General features: G+C 44.0%; 16 protein-coding genes. 4 read left to right on the top strand and 12 right to left on the bottom strand.

Annotated elements, in window-relative coordinates; all coding sequences use genetic code 11:
- Positions 1–728: 728 nt before the first annotated feature.
- The 5 genes from VQ048_RS02740 to VQ048_RS02760 form a co-directional block, all read right to left on the bottom strand.
- A complete protein-coding gene (locus VQ048_RS02740) occupies positions 729–1,391 on the bottom strand; it encodes an HAD family hydrolase (RefSeq protein ID WP_327610153.1) in 663 nt (220 codons plus the stop codon).
- Positions 1,392–1,404: 13 nt separating this feature from the next.
- Positions 1,405–2,028: a hypothetical protein gene (locus VQ048_RS02745; RefSeq protein ID WP_327610154.1), complete on the bottom strand. Its 624-nt coding sequence runs from the start codon at positions 2,026–2,028 to the stop codon at positions 1,405–1,407.
- 6 nt (positions 2,029–2,034) lie between these two features.
- Positions 2,035–2,439, bottom strand: coding sequence for a PH domain-containing protein (locus tag VQ048_RS02750; RefSeq protein WP_327610155.1), 405 nt, complete (start codon positions 2,437–2,439; stop codon positions 2,035–2,037).
- A gap of 3 nt (positions 2,440–2,442) precedes the next feature.
- A complete protein-coding gene (locus VQ048_RS02755) occupies positions 2,443–2,715 on the bottom strand; it encodes a DUF2089 family protein (protein ID WP_327610156.1) in 273 nt (90 codons plus the stop codon).
- 116 nt (positions 2,716–2,831) lie between these two features.
- A complete protein-coding gene (locus VQ048_RS02760) occupies positions 2,832–4,688 on the bottom strand; it encodes a CocE/NonD family hydrolase (RefSeq protein WP_327610157.1) in 1,857 nt (618 codons plus the stop codon).
- A gap of 213 nt (positions 4,689–4,901) precedes the next feature.
- On the opposite strand from VQ048_RS02760, the gene VQ048_RS02765 reads away from it, so the two are divergent.
- Together VQ048_RS02765 and VQ048_RS02770 are read left to right on the top strand one after the other, a co-directional pair.
- A complete protein-coding gene (locus VQ048_RS02765) occupies positions 4,902–5,378 on the top strand; it encodes a BON domain-containing protein (protein WP_327610158.1) in 477 nt (158 codons plus the stop codon).
- A 20-nt stretch (positions 5,379–5,398) separates the two neighbouring features.
- Positions 5,399–5,818, top strand: coding sequence for an SH3 domain-containing protein (locus tag VQ048_RS02770; protein ID WP_327610159.1), 420 nt, complete (start codon positions 5,399–5,401; stop codon positions 5,816–5,818).
- Positions 5,819–5,974: 156 nt separating this feature from the next.
- On the opposite strand, the gene porV is transcribed toward VQ048_RS02770, so the two are convergent.
- Positions 5,975–7,129 (bottom strand): type IX secretion system outer membrane channel protein PorV, encoded by a 1,155-nt coding sequence (gene porV / locus VQ048_RS02775; protein ID WP_327610160.1) that lies wholly within the window; start codon positions 7,127–7,129, stop codon positions 5,975–5,977.
- Between the two features lie 26 nt (positions 7,130–7,155).
- Positions 7,156–11,076: a type IX secretion system sortase PorU gene (gene porU / locus VQ048_RS02780; RefSeq protein ID WP_327610161.1), complete on the bottom strand. Its 3,921-nt coding sequence runs from the start codon at positions 11,074–11,076 to the stop codon at positions 7,156–7,158.
- A 157-nt stretch (positions 11,077–11,233) separates the two neighbouring features.
- On the opposite strand from porU, the gene gldJ reads away from it, so the two are divergent.
- Positions 11,234–12,847: a gliding motility lipoprotein GldJ gene (gldJ, locus tag VQ048_RS02785; protein WP_327610162.1), complete on the top strand. Its 1,614-nt coding sequence runs from the start codon at positions 11,234–11,236 to the stop codon at positions 12,845–12,847.
- 63 nt (positions 12,848–12,910) lie between these two features.
- The gene (locus VQ048_RS02790) at positions 12,911–14,179 is read left to right on the top strand and encodes a UDP-N-acetylmuramoyl-tripeptide--D-alanyl-D-alanine ligase (protein WP_327610163.1); all 1,269 of its coding nucleotides are present in this window, start codon (positions 12,911–12,913) and stop codon (positions 14,177–14,179) included.
- A 54-nt stretch (positions 14,180–14,233) separates the two neighbouring features.
- Here VQ048_RS02790 and VQ048_RS02795 read toward each other — a convergent pair whose 3' ends face one another.
- The 5 genes from VQ048_RS02795 to VQ048_RS02815 form a co-directional block, all read right to left on the bottom strand.
- Entirely contained in the window at positions 14,234–15,055 is an 822-nt protein-coding gene (locus VQ048_RS02795) for a flavin reductase family protein (RefSeq protein WP_327610354.1), read from the bottom strand.
- 15 nt (positions 15,056–15,070) lie between these two features.
- Positions 15,071–16,318, bottom strand: a complete 1,248-nt coding sequence (fahA, locus tag VQ048_RS02800) for a fumarylacetoacetase (protein ID WP_327610164.1) — start codon at positions 16,316–16,318, stop codon at positions 15,071–15,073.
- 90 nt (positions 16,319–16,408) lie between these two features.
- Complete coding sequence (locus VQ048_RS02805) at positions 16,409–16,876, bottom strand: hypothetical protein (RefSeq protein ID WP_327610165.1); 468 nt, start codon at positions 16,874–16,876, stop codon at positions 16,409–16,411.
- A 64-nt stretch (positions 16,877–16,940) separates the two neighbouring features.
- Positions 16,941–18,071: a 4-hydroxyphenylpyruvate dioxygenase gene (gene hppD / locus VQ048_RS02810; RefSeq protein WP_327610166.1), complete on the bottom strand. Its 1,131-nt coding sequence runs from the start codon at positions 18,069–18,071 to the stop codon at positions 16,941–16,943.
- A 241-nt stretch (positions 18,072–18,312) separates the two neighbouring features.
- A complete protein-coding gene (locus VQ048_RS02815) occupies positions 18,313–18,861 on the bottom strand; it encodes a helix-turn-helix domain-containing protein (protein WP_327610167.1) in 549 nt (182 codons plus the stop codon).
- Between the last annotated feature and the right edge of the window lie 91 nt (positions 18,862–18,952).

Raw genomic sequence — 18,952 nt, forward strand, 5'->3', positions numbered from 1 at the left:
ATATATCGTACCTTTGTCGTATTGAGTTCCGATGAAAATCAATGAAATCAAAAGAAGCAAGTTGAGTTACTAATTCGTTACCTGAAATTGAAAAAATGCTTATAATTTTTTATATATCAATAACTTAATGAATTAGTGTGAATTTTAAAATATAAATCATCTTCGTTAATTGTGAAATCATTTATACGGATTTGATTTTTTGATATGATATTGTTTACAATTCCTATAGATGTTATTTTTTCTGATAATTCTGCTGCTGACCTATTGTTTTTATGATTCAGGTAAATAAATCTTGTAAGGATATAGACGGAACAAATTGGGATAGCTATGCTGAAAGCATAGAAAAACATATACAAAAAGTTTAGAAAACTTAATTGTACTTTGCTAATTATCAAAGAATTGTAGAAATATCCGAGTGTAGAACATAATAGAATAATGACTATTATCTTGGTGATTTCTTTTCCTAAATTCCATTTTTTTATTTTTTTTAGTGAAAATAAATTTACAAAATAGAATACCGAAAAAACAATCAGAGAGTAAGGAAATAATATTTTGACAAGTTTAAAGTCTGATATGGAATTTGTTCCGAAAGGTTGAAAAACTAACAGGAATGAATAAGCGGAAATTCCGACAAGAATTGATGAAATGAATATCTCTTTTTTGGATTCGGATTTTGGATAAGATAAATCAAATATCATTATTTTTCTTTTATGGTACGTAACAATGGATTATCCGAAATAGGCTTGGATTTTTTCGATTTTTAATTCGTCAAAATCGTAAACGAGTAAATCGGCAGTGTCGTAGTTTTGGCGTAAAGAATGTTTACTGGCGTAGGCGGCGCAAAAAATTCCTGCGGCATTAGCGGCCTTTATTCCGTTGGTGGAATCTTCGATGACCAAGCATTCGTTCGGATGGGCATCGGCCAACTGGGCGGCCAGCTGGAAAATTTCCGGATGAGGCTTGGATTCCTTTAGATCGGCTCCGCTGACTTTTGTTTTGAAAAAAGAATTTAAGCCGAATTTTTCAAAAACCCAGTGGATGGTGTTCATGTGTGCCGAGGAGGCCAAAATCAAGGTAAGGCCGTTGCGATGGTAATGTTCGATGAGGGCACGGACACCGGGAATTAAGTCGAATTCGGGATCGGTATCAAAAAAATGTTTGAAATAGTTTCTTTTGATTCCAGCTAAATCCTGCCATGTGAAATCCAAATTGAAATGAGCGATAAGTTTTTCGCAAACGCTTTGGGTGGATGCTCCGGTAAAAGAGGCGTAGAGGTCGTCTTCCACTATAAGGCCCAATTCACTGAACATTTTGTAATAGGCTTTTCGGTGGAGGGGTTCGGTGTCTACAATGACTCCGTCCATATCGAAGAGCACGGCTTTTAATGGCATGATTTTTTGGTTTTTACAAAAATAACAATTCGTTTCGGAATGGGAAAGGTTTTATAAAGGGATAGTGGCAAAGAGCATTTTGGACAGGAGTTCGGCGGAAACGATGCCTGCGGCAAAGGCCAGCCAGGAAGACCATTTTTTTTGCATTGACCGCTGTTTTGAAGCCGAAAAAAAGGAGAAGGATTTGATAAAGACTTAATAAAAGCAAGGCGGAAGCAAAGATTAAAAGAAAGACTATTTCCGAAAGCAGGAGGTTTAATTTTTCGGGGGATTGGGTGGCATTCAAAAGTTTAGGCGTCAGGGCGTCGATAAAAGGGTTGTTGACGAAAACGGCCGAGAGATAGACTGGAATACGGCTGATGAGCGAGACATTGAGCAGGTCGATGGCTCTGGTTTTGGCGTTTATGGATTTGCCTATCACAAGGAGAACGACGAAGACCAGGGTGGTGTTCACGAGGTTTTCGAGGAGGCTGGTGGAGAAAGAGGAAGAACCTAAGTGCACGTCCATTACCCCGTCGTAGCGTACATTGTTGAAAGCTCCGATTAGGCTTCCGATTAAAAGAGCAGAGGTTCCTAAAATCAGGAGGATTTTTTCGTTAAATTTTTCAAACGGATTCAGGAAAAATTTGGCTTTCATAAGAGGTTATTTTTCAATGGTGATTGAAGGATTGATTTTACGGAGTTCGGTTTCGAAGGTTTTAAGATTGTCGGGAGAAATGATGAGGTGATTTTCATCCCAGTATAAACTTATACGTCCGAATACGCTTGGGGCGGGGGAAGCAATGAGATTATTGGTTTTTTTTATTTTGCGAATGCGGCGGATATCGATGGTAGTGGTTTCGAAGATGGAGTTTTTGACGACCAAATCATGCCCTCGGATATGATACTGGATGGATTTCATCAGGAGAAGTACGGCTAAAAGAAGCCCTCCGTTGAGAATCAAGGGGAAGTAATGCTTTTGTTCATAGGCGTCGATGGAACTCGGAAGGATAAGCAAACCGATGAAGATTAATACTTCCCATCCCATTTTGGTTTTTATTTTTTTCATGAGTTAAGGGGTTAGGGTTAGTTGTTTTATTTTTTCGATTAAATCGTCCATTTTATTCCGCATGGTCGGGTAAGATAGTTCGGCTTGTTTAGCCATTTCCTTGATGCTGCCACTGGAGAGGAAGAAGTTGAGGATGAAGTCCTGTTCTTCCGGGGTTAATTTAAGGTAGAGAGGGAGTTTGTAGGTGCCCTGAATTTTGGTTTCGCAATTGGGGCAGGCCAAGTGGCTTACGATGAGTTGGTTTTCGCAACTGGGGCAAATTACAGGAAGTTTCATTTATTTTTTTGTTTTCTCAAATTTAAAAATATTTTTAATAAAATTAAAATTAATTTTATTAAAATAAAAAAAAGACTACGTATTGTAGTCTTTTGTATTGGTTTTTTCTGTTTTTTTTAGGGTAAAACATCGGCTTCGATGAAGCTGTCCCCGAAAATTTTGATGAAGGCTTTGGTGTAGTCTTCTTTGGTGGCTAAGTTTACGTTGTCGATGTATTTTTGAGGGTTGACGGTAAACAAAGGGAACCAGGTGCTGGCGATTTGAATTTGAATTCGATGGCCTTTTTTAAACGTGTGGACAACGTCTTGCAGGGGGAATTCGATTGGTGTTTTTTCATTGGGGACCAATGGTTTCGGGGTTTCTTTGGATTCGCGGAAGCGGGCAGGCATAATTTCGCTGCGCACCATTTGGTGGTAGTTTCCGTAGACGATGCCTTCTTTCTTTTGAACGGGCTTAAAGTCTTCGGGGTAAACGTCTATCAATTTTACGACAAAATCGGCATCGTCGGAGGAGGAAGCGATGTTTAACCGTGCCATGAGCTCTCCGGCAAAGGTAAGGTCTTGGGTTAGGACTTCGGAGGTGAATGTTAGAACGTCGGGACGGCTTAGGGCAAAGCGTTGATCTTCGGTCATGTAATTTCTTGGAGTGAAGCCGTTAAAGCCCTTCAGGTCGGTGGAACTCGGGACGGGATTTTCGGGATCGCTGTAGTACTGCGTATAGGAATCGGAAGGTTCTGTTTTCAGGGTTTTATCCGCCAAGTGAAATTTTATTTTTCGGGTTTCCTTTGGAGGGTATGCGTCGAAAGCTCTCCATTGTTTGCTGCCGGTGTCGTACATCATGGCTTCGGGTAAGGCGGCTTTTGCTTTGGTATTGCCTTTTAGGTAATGGTTGAAAAAAGGGGTTTCCAGGTTTTTTTGATAAAAGGTGGCAAGGCTGTCTCCGAAGTAAATGGCATTGTGAAAGTGGGAGCCTTGTTCTTTGGACCATCCGCCGTGGGAAAAGGGGCCCATGACAATGGTGTTTTGGGCTTTGGGGTTGTTTTTTTCAATGGTTTTATAGATGTTCAAAGGGCCGTAGAGGTCTTCGGCATCGTACCATCCGCCTACGGTCATTACTGCATGAGAAATGCCTTTCAGGTGGGGAAGGAGGTTTCTTTTTTGCCAAAACTCGTCGTAGTTGGGGTGTTGCATGATTTGGGTCATAAAGACGTTGTCTTTGTAATATTTTTCGTAGCCTTCTTTCAGGGTTCCCAGCTCTCGGTAAAATTTCAGACCGTCTTCGGAAGAGGTTTTAATCATGGAGTCGCTATACCATGCTTTGTTTTCGGCTTTGGTTTTGGGAACGCCAAAGACGGGAAACGTACGGAAATACCCTAGCATAAACCTTCCGTTGTGCATGAAGTCGTCGTGCCAAAAATCCGCAATGGGCGCTTGGGGGGAAGAGGCGACTAAGGCTGGATGTCGGGAGAGGGTGCCTACCGCGGTGTAAAATCCGGGATAAGAGGTGCCGTATTGTCCTACTTTGCCGTTGTGGTGAGGGATGTTTTTCAAGAGCCATTCGATGGTATCGTAGGTGTCGGTGCTTTCGTCGACGTTTTGACGGGTCTTACGGCTAACTTGCGGCGTCATGTTGGTGAAAGTGCCTTCGCTCATGTAACGGCCGCGTACGTCTTGGTAAACGAAAATGTATTTTTCTTTCATTAGGAAAGGGTTGGGGCCTAGAGACGAGCGGTACTCGTTTTCGCCGTAGGGGGCAATGCTGTAGCAGGTTCGCTGCATGAGAAAAGGATATTTTTGGCTTTTGGCGATGTCTTTCGGGATGTAGATGGCGGTAAATAGCTTTATGCCGTCTCGCATGGGGATATAGACTTCTTTTTTGTCGAAGTGTTCTTTAACGTAATCGGAGTTTTGGGAGGATTGAGCCAGTCCCCAAAACGAGAAAATAAAAAAGATAAAACGGAAACCAAATTTCATAAGACTATTTTTTGCGAAGGTAGTGATAATGTGGTTTACAGAGAAAATTTAAAGGCAGCGGCTTTGATGGGAATGCTAAATAATATGTTTGGTTTTAAGCGGGTTAGTTTAAAATTAAGAAAACTTTAAAGGTTTTCGTAAGTCTTGGTACGAATTTTATTATTACATTTGATAACAACTAAACATTGAACAATAACGTAATTTAAAAAGACTATGAAAAAAACATTTGCAATGGCGGCTTTGGCTGTCGCAGTCTCTTTCGGATCAATTGCTTGTAAGAAAAAGGTTTCGGATGCGGAGCTTCAGACTCAGGCTACAACGGTAGTAACTTCCAACCCTACGGCTTCTGTGGAGGTGAAGGATGGGGTTGCTCATCTTAGCGGTACGTTTGCTTCTCAGGAAGAGAGAGATGCCATGATTGCTTCCTTGAAAGCGATTTCCGGAGTTAAAGACGTGCACGATATGACGCTTGTTCAGGCTCCTGCACCGGTGGTGGTGAACGAGGTTGATGCGGCGGTTCTTCAGAGAGTTCAGGATGCGGTAAAGGATTTTCCTTCCGTTAAGGTAGAGGTGGTTAACGGAGAGTTGACCCTTACCGGGAATGTATCGGCGGCTCAGGCTAGAAAAATCAAGGAATCTGTGGATGCTTTGAAGATTGGAAAATACAATAACAATTTGGTCGTAAAATAATTTAAAAAAATAATTAAGAAATGAGTACATTACAAGATAAATATTCCGGCGTAATTTCTGCGGCTCAGGCGGCGGGCGTATCTAATCTTTTGGTTCGCGAGCAGGATGGGATTCTTTACGTTTCGGGAGAGGCTTCTTCCTCGGCGGTTAAAGATGCCGTTTGGAATGCTTTGGGAGCTATTGACCCGACTTATTCTGCAACGGATATTAACCTGGATGTTCAGGTTTCGGGGCTTGCAGCGGGGGCTAACCTTACGGTGGCTACCGAAGAATCCAATCTTAACATTCGTCAGGAGCCTTCAACAGAGGCCTCTATTGTAGGAAAAGCAGGAAAAGGCGAATTGGTGACTTTGGTGGAGCAGAGCTCTAGCGATTGGTGGAAGATCAGAACTTCCTCAGGCGTGGAGGGGTATGCTTATGCCCGATACCTTAAAGCCTAAACGGTAGAATCGTTAAATTAAAAAAAGAATCTGCGGCAAGTTATCTTGTCGTAGATTTTTTTTGAGGTTGAATCCGTATTTTACTTATCGGAGACGAAACGGAATTAAAAAAGGCTGTCCAATATGGGCAGCCTTTTTGGAGATAGAAGTTTCGTTTTAGTGTGCGTTGGAACTTTCTTCGCCAATATTCCAAGTCAAACCGAAGCGAAGGGTATTATCCAATGCCGTATTGATTTTGGAGGTATTGATAAGGTAGGAAAGGTCCAATCCGAAAGACTGGTATTTTAGCCCTACGCCGACAGTGGCGTATTGGCGGCCGCCTTGTTCTGCGCTTTCGTGGAAATAACCGGTCCTTACGGCAAAGGCGTCATCGTAGGCGTACTCTAATGCTCCACTAAACATGACGCTTTTTGGATTATTGAAGGACTTGCCTACACCGCTAAGGACTCCTACGTTTGGAATATCGTAGACGGGGTTATCGTTAATGTCGGTTCCCACTTGAACGGATCCGGGAGCCAAAATTTTACTGGCTTCGGCGGTAATACCGATTTTGTTGTAGTCATCCAAGTAAAGATCGTAACCGGCGCCTAGTCTTGCCATGGTCGGAAGGTAAGAGCGGGAAGCTTCGTCACCGGTGTAGTCTAATCGGGGGCCTAAGTTCTGAATGCTCCATCCGGCACGAGCTTGCCCTTCGTAGTCTCCGAAAGACGAATGTTTTTCGGACTGGAAAAACCCGGATACATCAACGGCAAAGGAATTGGCTGGTTTCAAGGTGTTATTGCTGTTGAATCCACCTGAAAGATCGGATCGGATATAGCGCCCTGTAACGGCCATGGAATAATGGTCGGATAGTTTTAGTCCGTAGGCGATGTCTATGGCAAATTCGTTAGGTTTGGCAATACCGTCGCTAACGACTTCTGTTCCTACGATTCTGGACAAATCGACTTCCCCCATATTGAAATAGTAAACACTGGCCGAAAGGGTCGAACGTTCTTCTTGCCCTAAAAACTGATGGTATGAAGCATAGAGCAGGAAAATATCGTTGGTCAATTTACTCATGTAAGGCGTGTAGCTTACCCCTACCGCGGAGGTCGTTTTACTGAAAGGGTATTTAGCCGCATTCCAATATTGGGAAAATGCATCGGTGGAGGTGGCTACCCCTTGGTCGGCCATACCGCCTGCTCTTGCGTCAGGGGAGATTCTAAGAAACGGTGCACCGGTCAGTACGGGGCGTACGTTTCCGATTTGTGCGGAAGCGAAACTCGCTAATCCCAGCCCGAGGCCTAAAAAAAGTTTTGATTTTAATTTCATAGTTTTGATTTTGATCATCTGAATTTCTATTTTAAAAGTACCATTTTTTCCACTGCACTTGCGCCTCCTTTGCAGCGATCTTGGTTTTGACTTTTGGCAAAGACCTTAAAAATATAAGTTCCTTTGCCCACACTGTCGCCAAAATCGTCTTTTCCGTCCCAAATAATGGCTTGTCTTGGGGTGCGGTATCCTTCCATAAACGGTTCGGCACTTACCGGGATGCTTAGCGTTCTTACCAAACGCCCTGTGAGGGTGTAGATTTGAACGTTAACCTCCAAGACATCGTCGCAATTGTGCTCGAACTGTATCGAGGTGTGGCTGGTAAAAGGATTGGGCCAGTTTAGCAGTCGGTTGATTTTCAACTTTTGGTCGCTTTCGTCCTTTACTACAAAGTTTAACGTGGAGGTGGTGGAATTATTGTTTATGTCCCAGACTTTGAATGTCAATTGATGCGTTCCGGGCGTGAGGTTTCGGAACGGATAAGTTACGGAGCCTTTTTGGTAGTCGGCCAAAGAGGGATTAAGGCATCCGTTGGATTCGCCTGCGGCAAAAAAGTCGTTCAGCACGATGGTGTTTACGACTTCGCCATCCAAGATGACTGTAATGTCGTGCCCGATACCGGATCCTGTGGAGTTAATGCCGGTATTGTCGGTAATACAAGCCAAAAGGGTCGGATTTTGGTCGGTAATTCCACCGTCTGCGAAGTGGGTGTTGTTCATGTAGAGGTGGACTTTCGGAGGTTCTTTGTCGTTTAATCCGTTTTCATTGATGCCTCCGATGTTGAGGTTTTGGTTGTTAAAGACGTCATAGGCGGCAGATTTGGCTGTTTCGAAGTTATCAGCATACAAAAGTAATCGACCTTCTCCTAAATCGTAGTTGATGTCTTTGGGGACATAGAACTCCATGGTGAATGTTCCGTTTACTACTTTTGACGCAGCTTTTACAATGGCGCTTCCTTCTTCCGTAAATTTCAGTTTTGGAAGCATATTGGAGCTGTTGTCGTTATTTAGGGTTTCTTTTTGGAGTTTCTTGTCAAAGACACTGGCTACGGCTTTTCCGTTAAAAGTTTGATCCAAAGTGCCGTCTTCCCGGAGGACTTTTCCCGTGATTTTAACAAAATCCAATGCTCTTAGTTGGCCATCCACTGGAGTTTCAATTTTGTCGATGGAAAGAAGTGGTTTGGGGCGGCTTAGTTTCATGGCCGGGTCGCCGAGGAAGTTTACCCTTAGGTGGTTGGAGTCCAGTCCTTTGCGTTTTTTTGCCGCTAGGAAAGCATCGCCTAACCGCAAAAAGTCGTTATTCTGGAGTTGAAACATATATTGGGTAAAAATATCGGTAAATTGCCGGCCGTAAGGAACCCCGATAGCCCTGCTGGAGGTAATCATGGTTGCCGCTCCGCCGCTGTTGTGTTTAATAACCTGTTCGCCTGCCGATTGGACTTCGGGCTCGTCCCATAGCGTGAATTCGCAAGTAATGGTGGAAACCAATGGAAATCGGCTGTAAACACTGGTGAAATTATTGAAATTTTGGATGTCGTTTACGGTCAATACCCTTTCTTGAGCCCAACCGTTGATTCCTCCATGGCCGAAGTAAAAGAGATACAAACTATTGCCCACCGCATTGCTGATGGCTTGGTTGATTTGAGGAAAACGTTGCCCTGCGGCCGTGGCTTGGGCGGGGTAGGCATCCAAATACAATTTTCCGATATTATATTCTTTGCGTAAACTTCCCGTTTCAAAGGTATTGATTAACGAGTTTTCCATGACGTTATGGAAAGGGCTGCCTCCATCGTAATCGTCATCGACAACGAAGTTCAGATTCATCCGCCAAGCTCCGAACGGAGAGGATTGTCCGGGAAGAGCGTTGTAGTAGGCCAAGGTTTTGTCGACAAGTAGTTTAGCTTGTTGAAGATTGGAGGCTGGTAATCTTCCCACGGGAATATCAGGCATATTTGCGGCGATTGAAGAGGCTGTTTGAGGGGCCGTCATAGCAAAATAATCGTCCGTGACGTAACTGTTGATGAAATTACCGCTTTCTTCGCTTTGATAGGCGGGGATAATGTTGTCGTTAAGTGGGGTTTTGTTTTTGTAGTCGTAACTGGTATCTCCCAGTAACAGGAGGTATTGGAGGTTTCCGGTTTCGTTTTTCAGGCGGGAAACAAAATCTCTTATGGCTGTGATGTCTTTGCTTCCGCTGCTGAATTCGTTGTAAATAGCTTCGACATCAACGACGGCTGTGCGCCAGTTGTTATTGGTTTCGTGGTGGGAGGCCAGTCGTGCGGCTTGTGGTATCATGGCTTTGCTGGTGACGATAAGGTAGTCGATGTTTTGGAGGCCGTGTAGATCCTGAGGGTCGATTCTTCCCAAGAAATGGGGCGAATAGGCAGAAGCGTGTTTGAAGGCGACAAATTCGTTATTAAACACTTCCGAATCTGCATTGTAGGCAAAGCTGTATGTGCCGTTAGAGGATGACAGGTTAATTTTCCTTTTGACGTTGGTAAGGTCGGATACGTCCCATACCTGCTCTGCTCCGAGTGCATTGGATAAGGCGAAACCGTAGCGGGTGCCAGTCCCTTCCCTTACGTCGTACGAACGGAAATTCATTTGAGTTCCATTATAGTCTAAATCTTCTTTGTAAATTATTTCCGCGTAATCAATGTAAAATAGTCCCGCGGGATTGGCCGTGAGGTTCGGCGTAATGTTGATTTGGATATCGGTTCCGCTGAATCCGGTGGTAGAGCCGTTGTAAGAGGTGTATTTTACCAGATCCGAAATGGGAGAGCCCACATTTTGCGTTAAGGGAGAGAGGCCGTTGATATCGAAGGCGATGCTGGTGTTTTGGGCTTTATAAGCGGCTACGGCTACCCGGTAAATCAGGACGTCATCAGGGCGGAAGGGCGATCGTTTGGAAAACTTGACCTGGTATGGCGAGGTAATGGCGTCGCCGAGCCATAACCTACCGATTTTAAGGATATTGGTTTTATCTTCGTTGATGTATTGGTAATCATCGTATCGGGTCAACAGGGTGGTGGGTAGAGTGGTGGTGTCGTCCAAAATCCGTTTGCCTTCTCCCAAATCGAAATTGATGAAGTAATACGCGTAATCGTCGTAGATGTTAACGAAATTATGGCTACGGTCGGTTCGGGTTTCGGTTCGGGTATTTCTCAAATAGGCTTGATGACCGGAATTATATACATTGAAACCGTGTGGTCCTTGGGCATAAAAGAGAATATAATCTTCTTCATTGAAGACGCCGTCTTCTTCGCCAACCACTTGAATGGCATTTTCTTGGAGAGAGGCGTAGCGGCTGTCTTCATTGAATTCGGGTAAGGCAAGCCCTCCGTTCCCGTAAATACGGATATTTTTAGGGTTGATGGAGGACGGATTAATGCCGTTGTTTCTTAAAAATTGGGGGGTGATTTTGAAAATCCCGCTTTTATCGACTCTTATTTTGTAAAAGGTTCCGTTTTTTAAAGGATTTTCGGTGGTTCCTATTATTTTGGAGGTGTGGCCTTTTGTTTTGGCGGGCGAGGCCGTTTGATCGACAAGCGTAAAGGAACGTAAACGGTAGATTTTTCCGTTTTCATTTTTTAGGGCGGCCAAACGTGCCGTGAAAATTTCGGTGTTATCGGGGGAGAGATGGTAGTTGATGTTGGTTTCGTCGTTTTGGGGAAGTTCATTGGCGGAGAGGCCGTAGAGTTCCTTTGGGGATATTTCTTCCCATGCCAGCGAGGCGATTTGGTATTTTTTGCCATTGGAAGCGATTTGGTGGTTGAGATATACGGTCAACCCGGATGCTTCGTAGCCTTTGTTTTCAAATTTGGGATAGACTATCTTTTCGCTACCGTAGTCTACGGTTTCGGTGTCGTTCCATACCAAATCGACCTTCTGAGCCGTCAAAAAAGAAGCGGAAAAGAGGGCAGCTAAAAAAAATAATTCTCTCCTCATGGTTTATTTGAAGCACAAATTACGTGAAATTTTACAAAAATAACGATAAAACAAAATAAAAATTATTTAAGCCCGTTAAGCTAAAAAAGTCTCTTGAGGATTTGATTAATTTAATTTTTTAGTTTTTCTTTGTACTTTGAAACTTTTTATATCCGATATGAAAAAAATAAAGTTGTTTTCTCTGATGGCTCTTAGCTCTGCCTTTTTGTTGGTGAGTTGTGGAGGAGGGAATACCAAAAACGGAGGCGGTACCAAGCGGTTCACCAGTAAAACCGGATGGAAGCCGAACGACCAAAAGGGGTGGTTCTTTTCCGGTAAGCAAGAAAAAGTTAAAGGTTGGCCGGGGATGGTTTATGTAGAAGGGGGGACTTTTACCATGGGATTGGTGAAGGACGATGTGATGCACGATTGGAATAATACGCCTCGTAGGATGCAGGTGAGCTCTTTTTTTATAGGGGAAACCGAGATTACCAATTACGAATATAGAGAGTATGTTACGTGGCTGAAATATGTTTTTCCTCCTTCCGATCCGAGTTTTAAGGAGATTTACACGGGAGCACTACCGGATACTTTGGTTTGGAATAACCGTCTTTCCAGAAACGACTTGGCGGAAACTTATTTCCGTTCGCCGGAGTATGATTATTATCCTGTGGTGGGGGTTTCGTGGCAACAAGCGAACCGCTACTGCGAATGGTTAACGGATCGGGCCAACGAAAGAGCATTGATGGATAAAGGGGTTTTGTCGAAGGATCTTTACGTAAGCGATACGGGGAACCAAGGGGAGAGTTCTTTTACCTTGGATAAGTATAAGGCTAATGACCCGGCGATGCAAGAATATATTAATCAGCAGAGGGCTCAGAAAGCGACGGGAATTCGTACGAAGAATCAAAGAATTTTGGCAGCCAATAGAAATGCAACTTCCGGCGTGGTGGAGAAGTTTCGTCTTCCAACCGAGGTGGAATGGGAGTTTGCGGCTTTGGGCTTGCAAAAGAATAGGGATTATAACAATTATTTGGAGAAAAAACCAAAGATTGAGGAGCTTCGTGGTCGTAAAGGAAGAAATCGCGGAATGTTTTTGGAGAACTTTAAGTATGGGGTGGGCGACTATTCCGGTGTAGCGGGGTGGAAGAACGACGGTTCGGCCATCACGGCGGATGTGAAGCAGTACCCTTCCAATGATTTGGGGATTTACGGAATGTTTGGCAACGTTGCCGAATGGACGGCGGATGTTTATCGTCCGATTATCGATCAGGAAGGAAACGATTTTAATTACTACCGAGGGAATGTGGTTAAGCAGACGGTTCGTAATGCGGACGGAACGTATGAAACCATCAATGGAAGTAATCTTAAATACGATACTTTGGCGGATGGGCGTTTGGTTTATCGGGGACTTCCGGGGCAGTATCAGAGGGAAGTGGTAGCGGATTACCGTAACTTTAGGGACGGGGATTATAGGTCTTCACTTGAGGTGGGTTACGGCCGCGAAGCGGATAGTGCTTCCTCTTCCTCATACAATATGTATAATGCGCCTGCTAGACGTTTTATCGTGGATAACAAGGGGCGTGTCATTTTGGAAAAAGACACCAAACAGAGAACGTCCAACATTACCAATGAGGTTCGTGTGATTAAGGGCGGCTCTTGGATGGATACGGCTTATTGGCTGGATCCGGGGCAGCGTCGTTATCGGGATCAGTCTAAGGCTTACGGCTGGGTTGGTTTCCGAGTGGCGCAAGATGCTAAGGCTTCCAAAAAAGGAAGAACCAAGAGGTAATTTGGGTTAAAATATTTTATCGTCCTCCCTTTAAAAACGGGAGGATTTTTTTATTTTTGGCAGATGAACGTAGCAGATTTTTACGCCTTGTTTTTACGCTGTGGCAAGGTAACGATAGACAGCAGAACGATTGAGAAAGGCGATTTGTTTTTTGCTTTTTCGGGGGATAATTTTAATGCGGCGACCTTGGCCGAAGCCGCGATGGACCAGGGGGCTTTGGCGGTGGTTGTGGAGCAGGAGGCTTTTGAAAATCGGGAGCGAAATATTTTTTATGTACCTTCTACTTTGGCTTTTTTGCAGGAGTTGGCTCGCTACCATAGGGAGCGTATTGGCATTCCTGTTATAGGTTTAACGGGAAGTAATGGGAAGACAACGACCAAAGAATTGATTTCTGCGGTGCTTTCTAAAAAATATAATGTGCAATATACCAAAGGCAACCTTAATAATCATATTGGTGTTCCGCTGACATTACTTTCCATTCGTTCCGAGCATACAATGGCGGTGGTTGAAATGGGCGCTAACCATCAGGGCGAGATTGCTTTTTTATGTGAAATAGCTCGTCCGGATTATGGTTATATTACGAATTTCGGAAAAGCTCATTTGGAGGGATTTGGAGGATTTGAAGGGGTAATTAAAGGGAAATCGGAACTTTACGATTATTTGAAAGCCAATGGTAAGACGATTGTGTACAATACTTCGGATGCATTGCAAGTGGGGAAAGTAGAGGGCTATGCTCCTACGGTATCCTTTGGTGTTCGAGATTCGGATTATTGTTTTGAGCGTCTTTCGAAGGATCAGTTCGTAGGGATTCGTTTGTCGGAACATTCGGTGGTTACGAATCTGACCGGAGAATATAACTTTACCAACCTCTGTGCGGCGGCAGCTTTGGGGCTTCATTTTGGCGTTGAAGAAGAAGCGGTTGCATCGGCTTTGGCGGAGTATATGCCTACCAATATGCGTTCGCAAGTGATGGAAAAAAACGGGAAAATTTTAGTGTTGGATACTTATAATGCCAACCCGAGCAGTATGACGGTTTCGTTGGAAAACTTTAGCGAATTTAACGGAAGCAAAACGGTAATTATGGGCGATATGCTGGAGCTTGGGGAGGCCAGTGGAGAAGAGCATCGGTCTTTGTTGGCTTTGGCCGAGTCGTTAGGATTTGAAAGGATAATCACGGTCGGAAAACATTTTCAGGCGGTGCATTCAGGGGAGGCTTTTACCGGTACGGATGAACTTAAAGCGCATTTGTCGGAGCATCCTATAACGACGGATAATGTTTTGTTAAAAGGTTCTCGAGGCGTTGCATTGGAGCGGATGGTTGAGGTGATTTAAAGCCATATAAAACAAAAAATAAACCCGTCATTCGGAACAATGACGGGTTGTTTATTATTTTTTCAGCACAGCCCATGCTTCACTGATTTTATTTTCTTTTAGTAGTGTTTTGGCTTTTAGATGAACGGCCGTATCGGAGTGGAACTCGGCATGGGGAAGTTTTTCGATATTGGCCAACATTCCCAAATCGTTACCGGAGAACACGGTGCTGTAGCGGATGGTTTCGGGAAGTTCGTCGAAACCGATGCCTAAAGTGGCTAAAGGTTTTGGTACTTCGAAAAGGCTTTCGCCCGAAGATCGGGAATACCAATTGCTTCCAAGCCTTGCAACCAAATCGAGACGGTGTTGATCCAAGAGTCCTTCAGAATTCAAATACTTTTCGTTCAAGTGAATTTTAACGATTTCACAAATGACCAAGTTGCCTGCCCCACCTTCGTAGCCTAAGGGTTTTACCTCCAGTACTTTACACTCGAAATTTACAGGGCATTCTTCGATGAGTTTTGGGCGGACGCACTCGGCTTCTTTCATGGTGAGTCCTGATTTGACGAATTCGTTTATGCCGTTCCCATATTCGGTGGAGGACAGCGATACTTGCTGCACCATGTCGAAATTTACGTTTCCAATGACGACCTCGGGCACTTTCAAGAGGTTTTCCAAGGTATGTTTGGTGGTGTTATCTCGTACCCGCCTTGCCGGAGAGAAAATGAGAATTGGCGGAACGGTACTAAACATATTGAAAAAACTGAAAGGCGAAAGGTTAGGGGTTCCGTTCTCGTCAATGGTTGAAGCCAAAGCGATTGGGCGTGGTGCGATGGCCGCCTGCATGACCATCTGCAGCTGGGCCGCAGAGAGATCTTTGGGAGAAAGCGTTTTAATCATAATTACAGTATTTTACAATGACGGAAGTAGGGTTCCACTTACTTCTCCAAAACCGACACGTATGCCGTCTTTTTCGGCCCAACCTCGCATAATTACGGTATCGAGATCTTCAATAAATTGCCTTTTTTGGCCGTCATTCAGAACGATAGGTTGTGTGCCTCTCCAGGTGAGTTCCAGCATGGAGCCGTACGAGTCGGGGGTTTGCCCGGAGATGGTTCCTGAGGCATACATATCGCCCACCTCCATGTTGCATCCGTTAATGGTGTGATGAGCCAATTGTTGGCACATGTTCCAGTATAGGTATTTGTAGTTGCTTTGGCAGATGAGGGTTTCATTTCCTTTATCGGGAGCGATGGCGACTTCCAGTCGGATGTCGTAGTTTTTGTCCCCTTCGAACTTAAGATAATCTAATACTTCAGGATTTTGTTTTGGAGAAGCGCAACGGAAGGGTTCCAAGGCTTCCAGAGTAACAACCCAAGGGGAAATGGAACTGGCGAAATTTTTGCCCAAAAACGGCCCTAAAGGAACGTACTCCCAGCTTTGGAGATCTCTTGCAGACCAATCATTGAAGAGAACCAAACCGAAAATGGCTTCTTCGGCTTGAGAGGTGGAGATGCTTTCGCCCATTTCGGTATTTCGATTAAGAATGAAGGCCATTTCCAGTTCGAAATCCAATTGTACGGACGGTCCAAAGACCGGTTTATCGCTGTCGGCTGGCTTTCTTTGCCCTTTGGGACGGTGGATATTCGTTCCGGATACCACAATCGAGGAGGCTCTTCCGTGATAGCCGACGGGAAGATGCTTCCAGTTGGGGAGCAAAGCGTTGTCCGGATCGCGGAACATTTTACCAACGTTGGTAGCGTGCTCCATGCTGCTATAAAAGTCGGTGTAATTTGGGATATGGACAGGCATGAGCATTTTGACCTCGTCAAGTTGGTAAAAGCACTCTTCGATGGTTTTTTCGTCGTTGGCCAGTTTGGAGTTTTCCAAGAACAGATTTTGCAATCGTAGTCTTACGGCATTGGTTACGGGCTTGCCTAATTCGATGAACTCGTTTAAGGTATAGGCTTCAAAGACGTTATCGTTGAGCCCCTCGATGTCGTCTAAATAACCAAAGTCGTAGAGGGTGGCTAAATCGACGATTACATCGCCGATACGGGTAGCGCAAGCAATGTACTCTTTATTGAATACGGCCACACCGAAAGGAATGTTGTGAATGGAAAAATCAGATTTGGGAGAATAATTAACAAAAGATTTCATTTGTCAGTTTTTATTTTAGTAGGGTTTAGTTTGAAATCAAAAAGGTAAAAAAGCTCGGAACCCTAAGGTTCCGAACTTGGTTGGTATGGATTATTTCCGTTTGGGCTTTAGGGCAGATTCTTCGATCCAGCGTTCTTTGGTGGTAATATCCATCAGGTAAAGAATGTTTTTTTGCCGGGTTAGAAGAAGGTTTTTGGTTAAGGGCAAGGCCAGTTTGCTCCCCTCCAAACGATCGAAACGAAACGATAGTAGGTTTGCCTCGGTACGAACCACATCTCCCGTAAAAACGTTGGAAGAGCTTTCTCCGTCTTTTTTATCATCGAAAACTTCAGCATAGGTGGCTTGGTTTCCGTTAATGGAGATGAAGAGCCGTTCGGTATGGTCGTCAAAATTTTTGATCAAAACAAACTTTTTATGATCAATATTTTCGTTTTTTAGCTCTTGGTTTAGCCCTTTTTTTTGTTCCAGCAAGCAGAGTCGGGCAATAATTTCCCCGTACTGTGCACTTACCGTCATGGAAGTCGTAATCAGGCACAAGGCCACTATCAGTTTATTCATACGTCGGTTTTAGATTGGTTACCCCATCAAAGATGATGCCTTTTAAGCCGCTGTAAACGGAATTTTAAAGGTTTCCTCGCCGGGCTTGTTCTTTTTCCAAGGCCTCGAATAACGCTTTGAAGTTACCGGCTCCGAAGCTTTGGGCTCCGTGGCGTTCGATGATTTCAAAGAACAGAGTGGGGCGATCTTCCACGGGTTTAGTGAAAATTTGCAAAAGATAACCTTCTTCATCCCGGTCGATAAGGATGCCTAATTCCTGAAGTTTTTTGAGATCTTCGCCAATAGGACCGACGCGGTCGGGAACCATTTCGTAGTAGGCTTGAGGAGGTGCAGATAGGAACTCGACCCCTCTTTTCTTAAGTTCGGAAACGGTATGAATAATGTCCTTGGTTGCCACAGCAATGTGCTGTACGCCCTCGCCTTCGTAAAAATCCAAATACTCTTCTACTTGGGATTTTCTTTTGCCTTCAGCGGGTTCGTTGATGGGAAATTTGGCGTAACCATTGCCATTGCTCATGACTTTCGACATTAATGCCGAATATTCCGTATTAATCTGTGTGTCGTCGAAGCTTAGGATGTTTACAAATCCCATGACATCCTCGTACCACTTTACAACGGGAAGCATGCGATTCCAACCGACGTTTCCTACGCAGTGATCCACGTAGAGCAATCCCGTTTCAGTAGGATTGTAATCGCTTTGCCAAGGCTCGAAACCAGGCATAAATGCTCCTTTATAGTTCTTCCTTTCCACGAACATATGGACGGTTTCTCCATAGGTGTAGATTCCGCTCATGCGAACCTCACCGTTTTCGTCGGTTAGCGTAACAGGTTCCTGATAAGGTTTTGCTCCACGGCGGGTGGTCTCTTCGAAAGCCTTATAGGCATCGTCAACCCAAAGAGCGAGCACTTTAACCCCATCGCCGTGCTTGCGGACGTGTTCGTTAATGGGAGAATCCGATTTTAGCCCTGTAGTAAGCACCAGGCGGATTTTACCCTGTTGCAATACATAAGACGCCCGATCCCGAACGCCGGTTTCCGGGCCGGCGTAAGCCAGACTTTGGAATCCAAAAGCTGTTTTGTAGAAGTGAGCTGCTTGTTTGGCATTCCCGACATAGAATTCGATGTAGTCGGTTCCGTTAATGGGAAGGAAATTTTCGGCCTGCGCTATTTTTTCCGCAAAAGTGAGTGTTGACATTTTTATTCTTTTTTTAGATTGAGCCAATATAATCAATTTTAGCGAAATGAATTTTAGGATAAACCGAAATTCTTTTTTCAGAGTTTTGATGTACAGCAAAAAAAGAGTTTGTTTTGGGATGAAAAGGATAGCTTTGTACGGTAACGTTCGCTATTGAAAGGAAAAGCCAATGTATTGGAAAAAGATGGCTCTTTTCTTAAAAACCGTTTTTTTGAGAATAAACCTATAGTCCTTTAAAATTTCAAGGCTCAAAGCTTTCAAAAGTGCCGTCTTCAAAGAAAAAAACAATACGTTTTATTTTATTTTCCTGATTTTCAGTAGATTGTTTTACCGTAGGGGATTCTTTTTCGGCTAATCGCTGAGAATCGTCTATTTTTTCGCTGGCTTGACTAGGAGGGGCTATAGGAGATTCTCGCGAAGTTTCTGAGGACTGGGATAAAACTGGAGAGGGAGCCTCTTTTTTGTTTTGAGGGGCCTCTTTCCCAAAATGCTCATCGTCAATAATTGTAAATAAGTCGGGCAGAGGCGAAGAGGGTTTGGACGTTTCTTCTTTTTCCGAGGTTTGCGTTAGGGGAGGAAGTAGCATGTCGCCCTCTCCGTTAATCAGCCAATCCCATCCGATTTCTGGAAATTGTTCTTTTACTTTCATCAGAAAATCCAAGGAGGGTTTGTTTCTTCCCGAAGCAATATGGGAAATGGTAGCCCGAGGAACTTCAATGGTATCGGCAAACACGGAAGCCGATAAGCCGGAATAAGCAATAATTTGGGTGACTCGTTCGTTAAGACTCATCGGAAAAAGAATAATTTACATTTACAAATGTAAAAATAAATAAACGGCCAACAAAATACAAATGTAAAAAAATGAGTCTTTAATATATTTT

Origin of the sequence: Bergeyella anatis, assembly GCF_036016955.1 — a bacterium.
In the GTDB taxonomy this organism is placed as follows: domain Bacteria; phylum Bacteroidota; class Bacteroidia; order Flavobacteriales; family Weeksellaceae; genus JAYWXI01.

Coding starts and splice junctions, on each gene's coding strand:
- VQ048_RS02745 (WP_327610154.1), bottom strand. CDS start 2,028: ATGAAAGCCAAATTTTTCCTGAATCCGTTTGAAAAATTTAACGAAAAA.
- porU (WP_327610161.1), bottom strand. CDS start 11,076: ATGAGGAGAGAATTATTTTTTTTAGCTGCCCTCTTTTCCGCTTCTTTT.
- VQ048_RS02805 (WP_327610165.1), bottom strand. CDS start 16,876: ATGAATAAACTGATAGTGGCCTTGTGCCTGATTACGACTTCCATGACG.
- VQ048_RS02790 (WP_327610163.1), top strand. CDS start 12,911: ATGAACGTAGCAGATTTTTACGCCTTGTTTTTACGCTGTGGCAAGGTA.
- hppD (WP_327610166.1), bottom strand. CDS start 18,071: ATGTCAACACTCACTTTTGCGGAAAAAATAGCGCAGGCCGAAAATTTC.
- VQ048_RS02765 (WP_327610158.1), top strand. CDS start 4,902: ATGAAAAAAACATTTGCAATGGCGGCTTTGGCTGTCGCAGTCTCTTTC.
- porV (WP_327610160.1), bottom strand. CDS start 7,129: ATGAAATTAAAATCAAAACTTTTTTTAGGCCTCGGGCTGGGATTAGCG.
- VQ048_RS02740 (WP_327610153.1), bottom strand. CDS start 1,391: ATGCCATTAAAAGCCGTGCTCTTCGATATGGACGGAGTCATTGTAGAC.
- VQ048_RS02815 (WP_327610167.1), bottom strand. CDS start 18,861: ATGAGTCTTAACGAACGAGTCACCCAAATTATTGCTTATTCCGGCTTA.
- VQ048_RS02755 (WP_327610156.1), bottom strand. CDS start 2,715: ATGAAACTTCCTGTAATTTGCCCCAGTTGCGAAAACCAACTCATCGTA.
- fahA (WP_327610164.1), bottom strand. CDS start 16,318: ATGAAATCTTTTGTTAATTATTCTCCCAAATCTGATTTTTCCATTCAC.
- VQ048_RS02760 (WP_327610157.1), bottom strand. CDS start 4,688: ATGAAATTTGGTTTCCGTTTTATCTTTTTTATTTTCTCGTTTTGGGGA.
- gldJ (WP_327610162.1), top strand. CDS start 11,234: ATGAAAAAAATAAAGTTGTTTTCTCTGATGGCTCTTAGCTCTGCCTTT.
- VQ048_RS02770 (WP_327610159.1), top strand. CDS start 5,399: ATGAGTACATTACAAGATAAATATTCCGGCGTAATTTCTGCGGCTCAG.
- VQ048_RS02750 (WP_327610155.1), bottom strand. CDS start 2,439: ATGAAAAAAATAAAAACCAAAATGGGATGGGAAGTATTAATCTTCATC.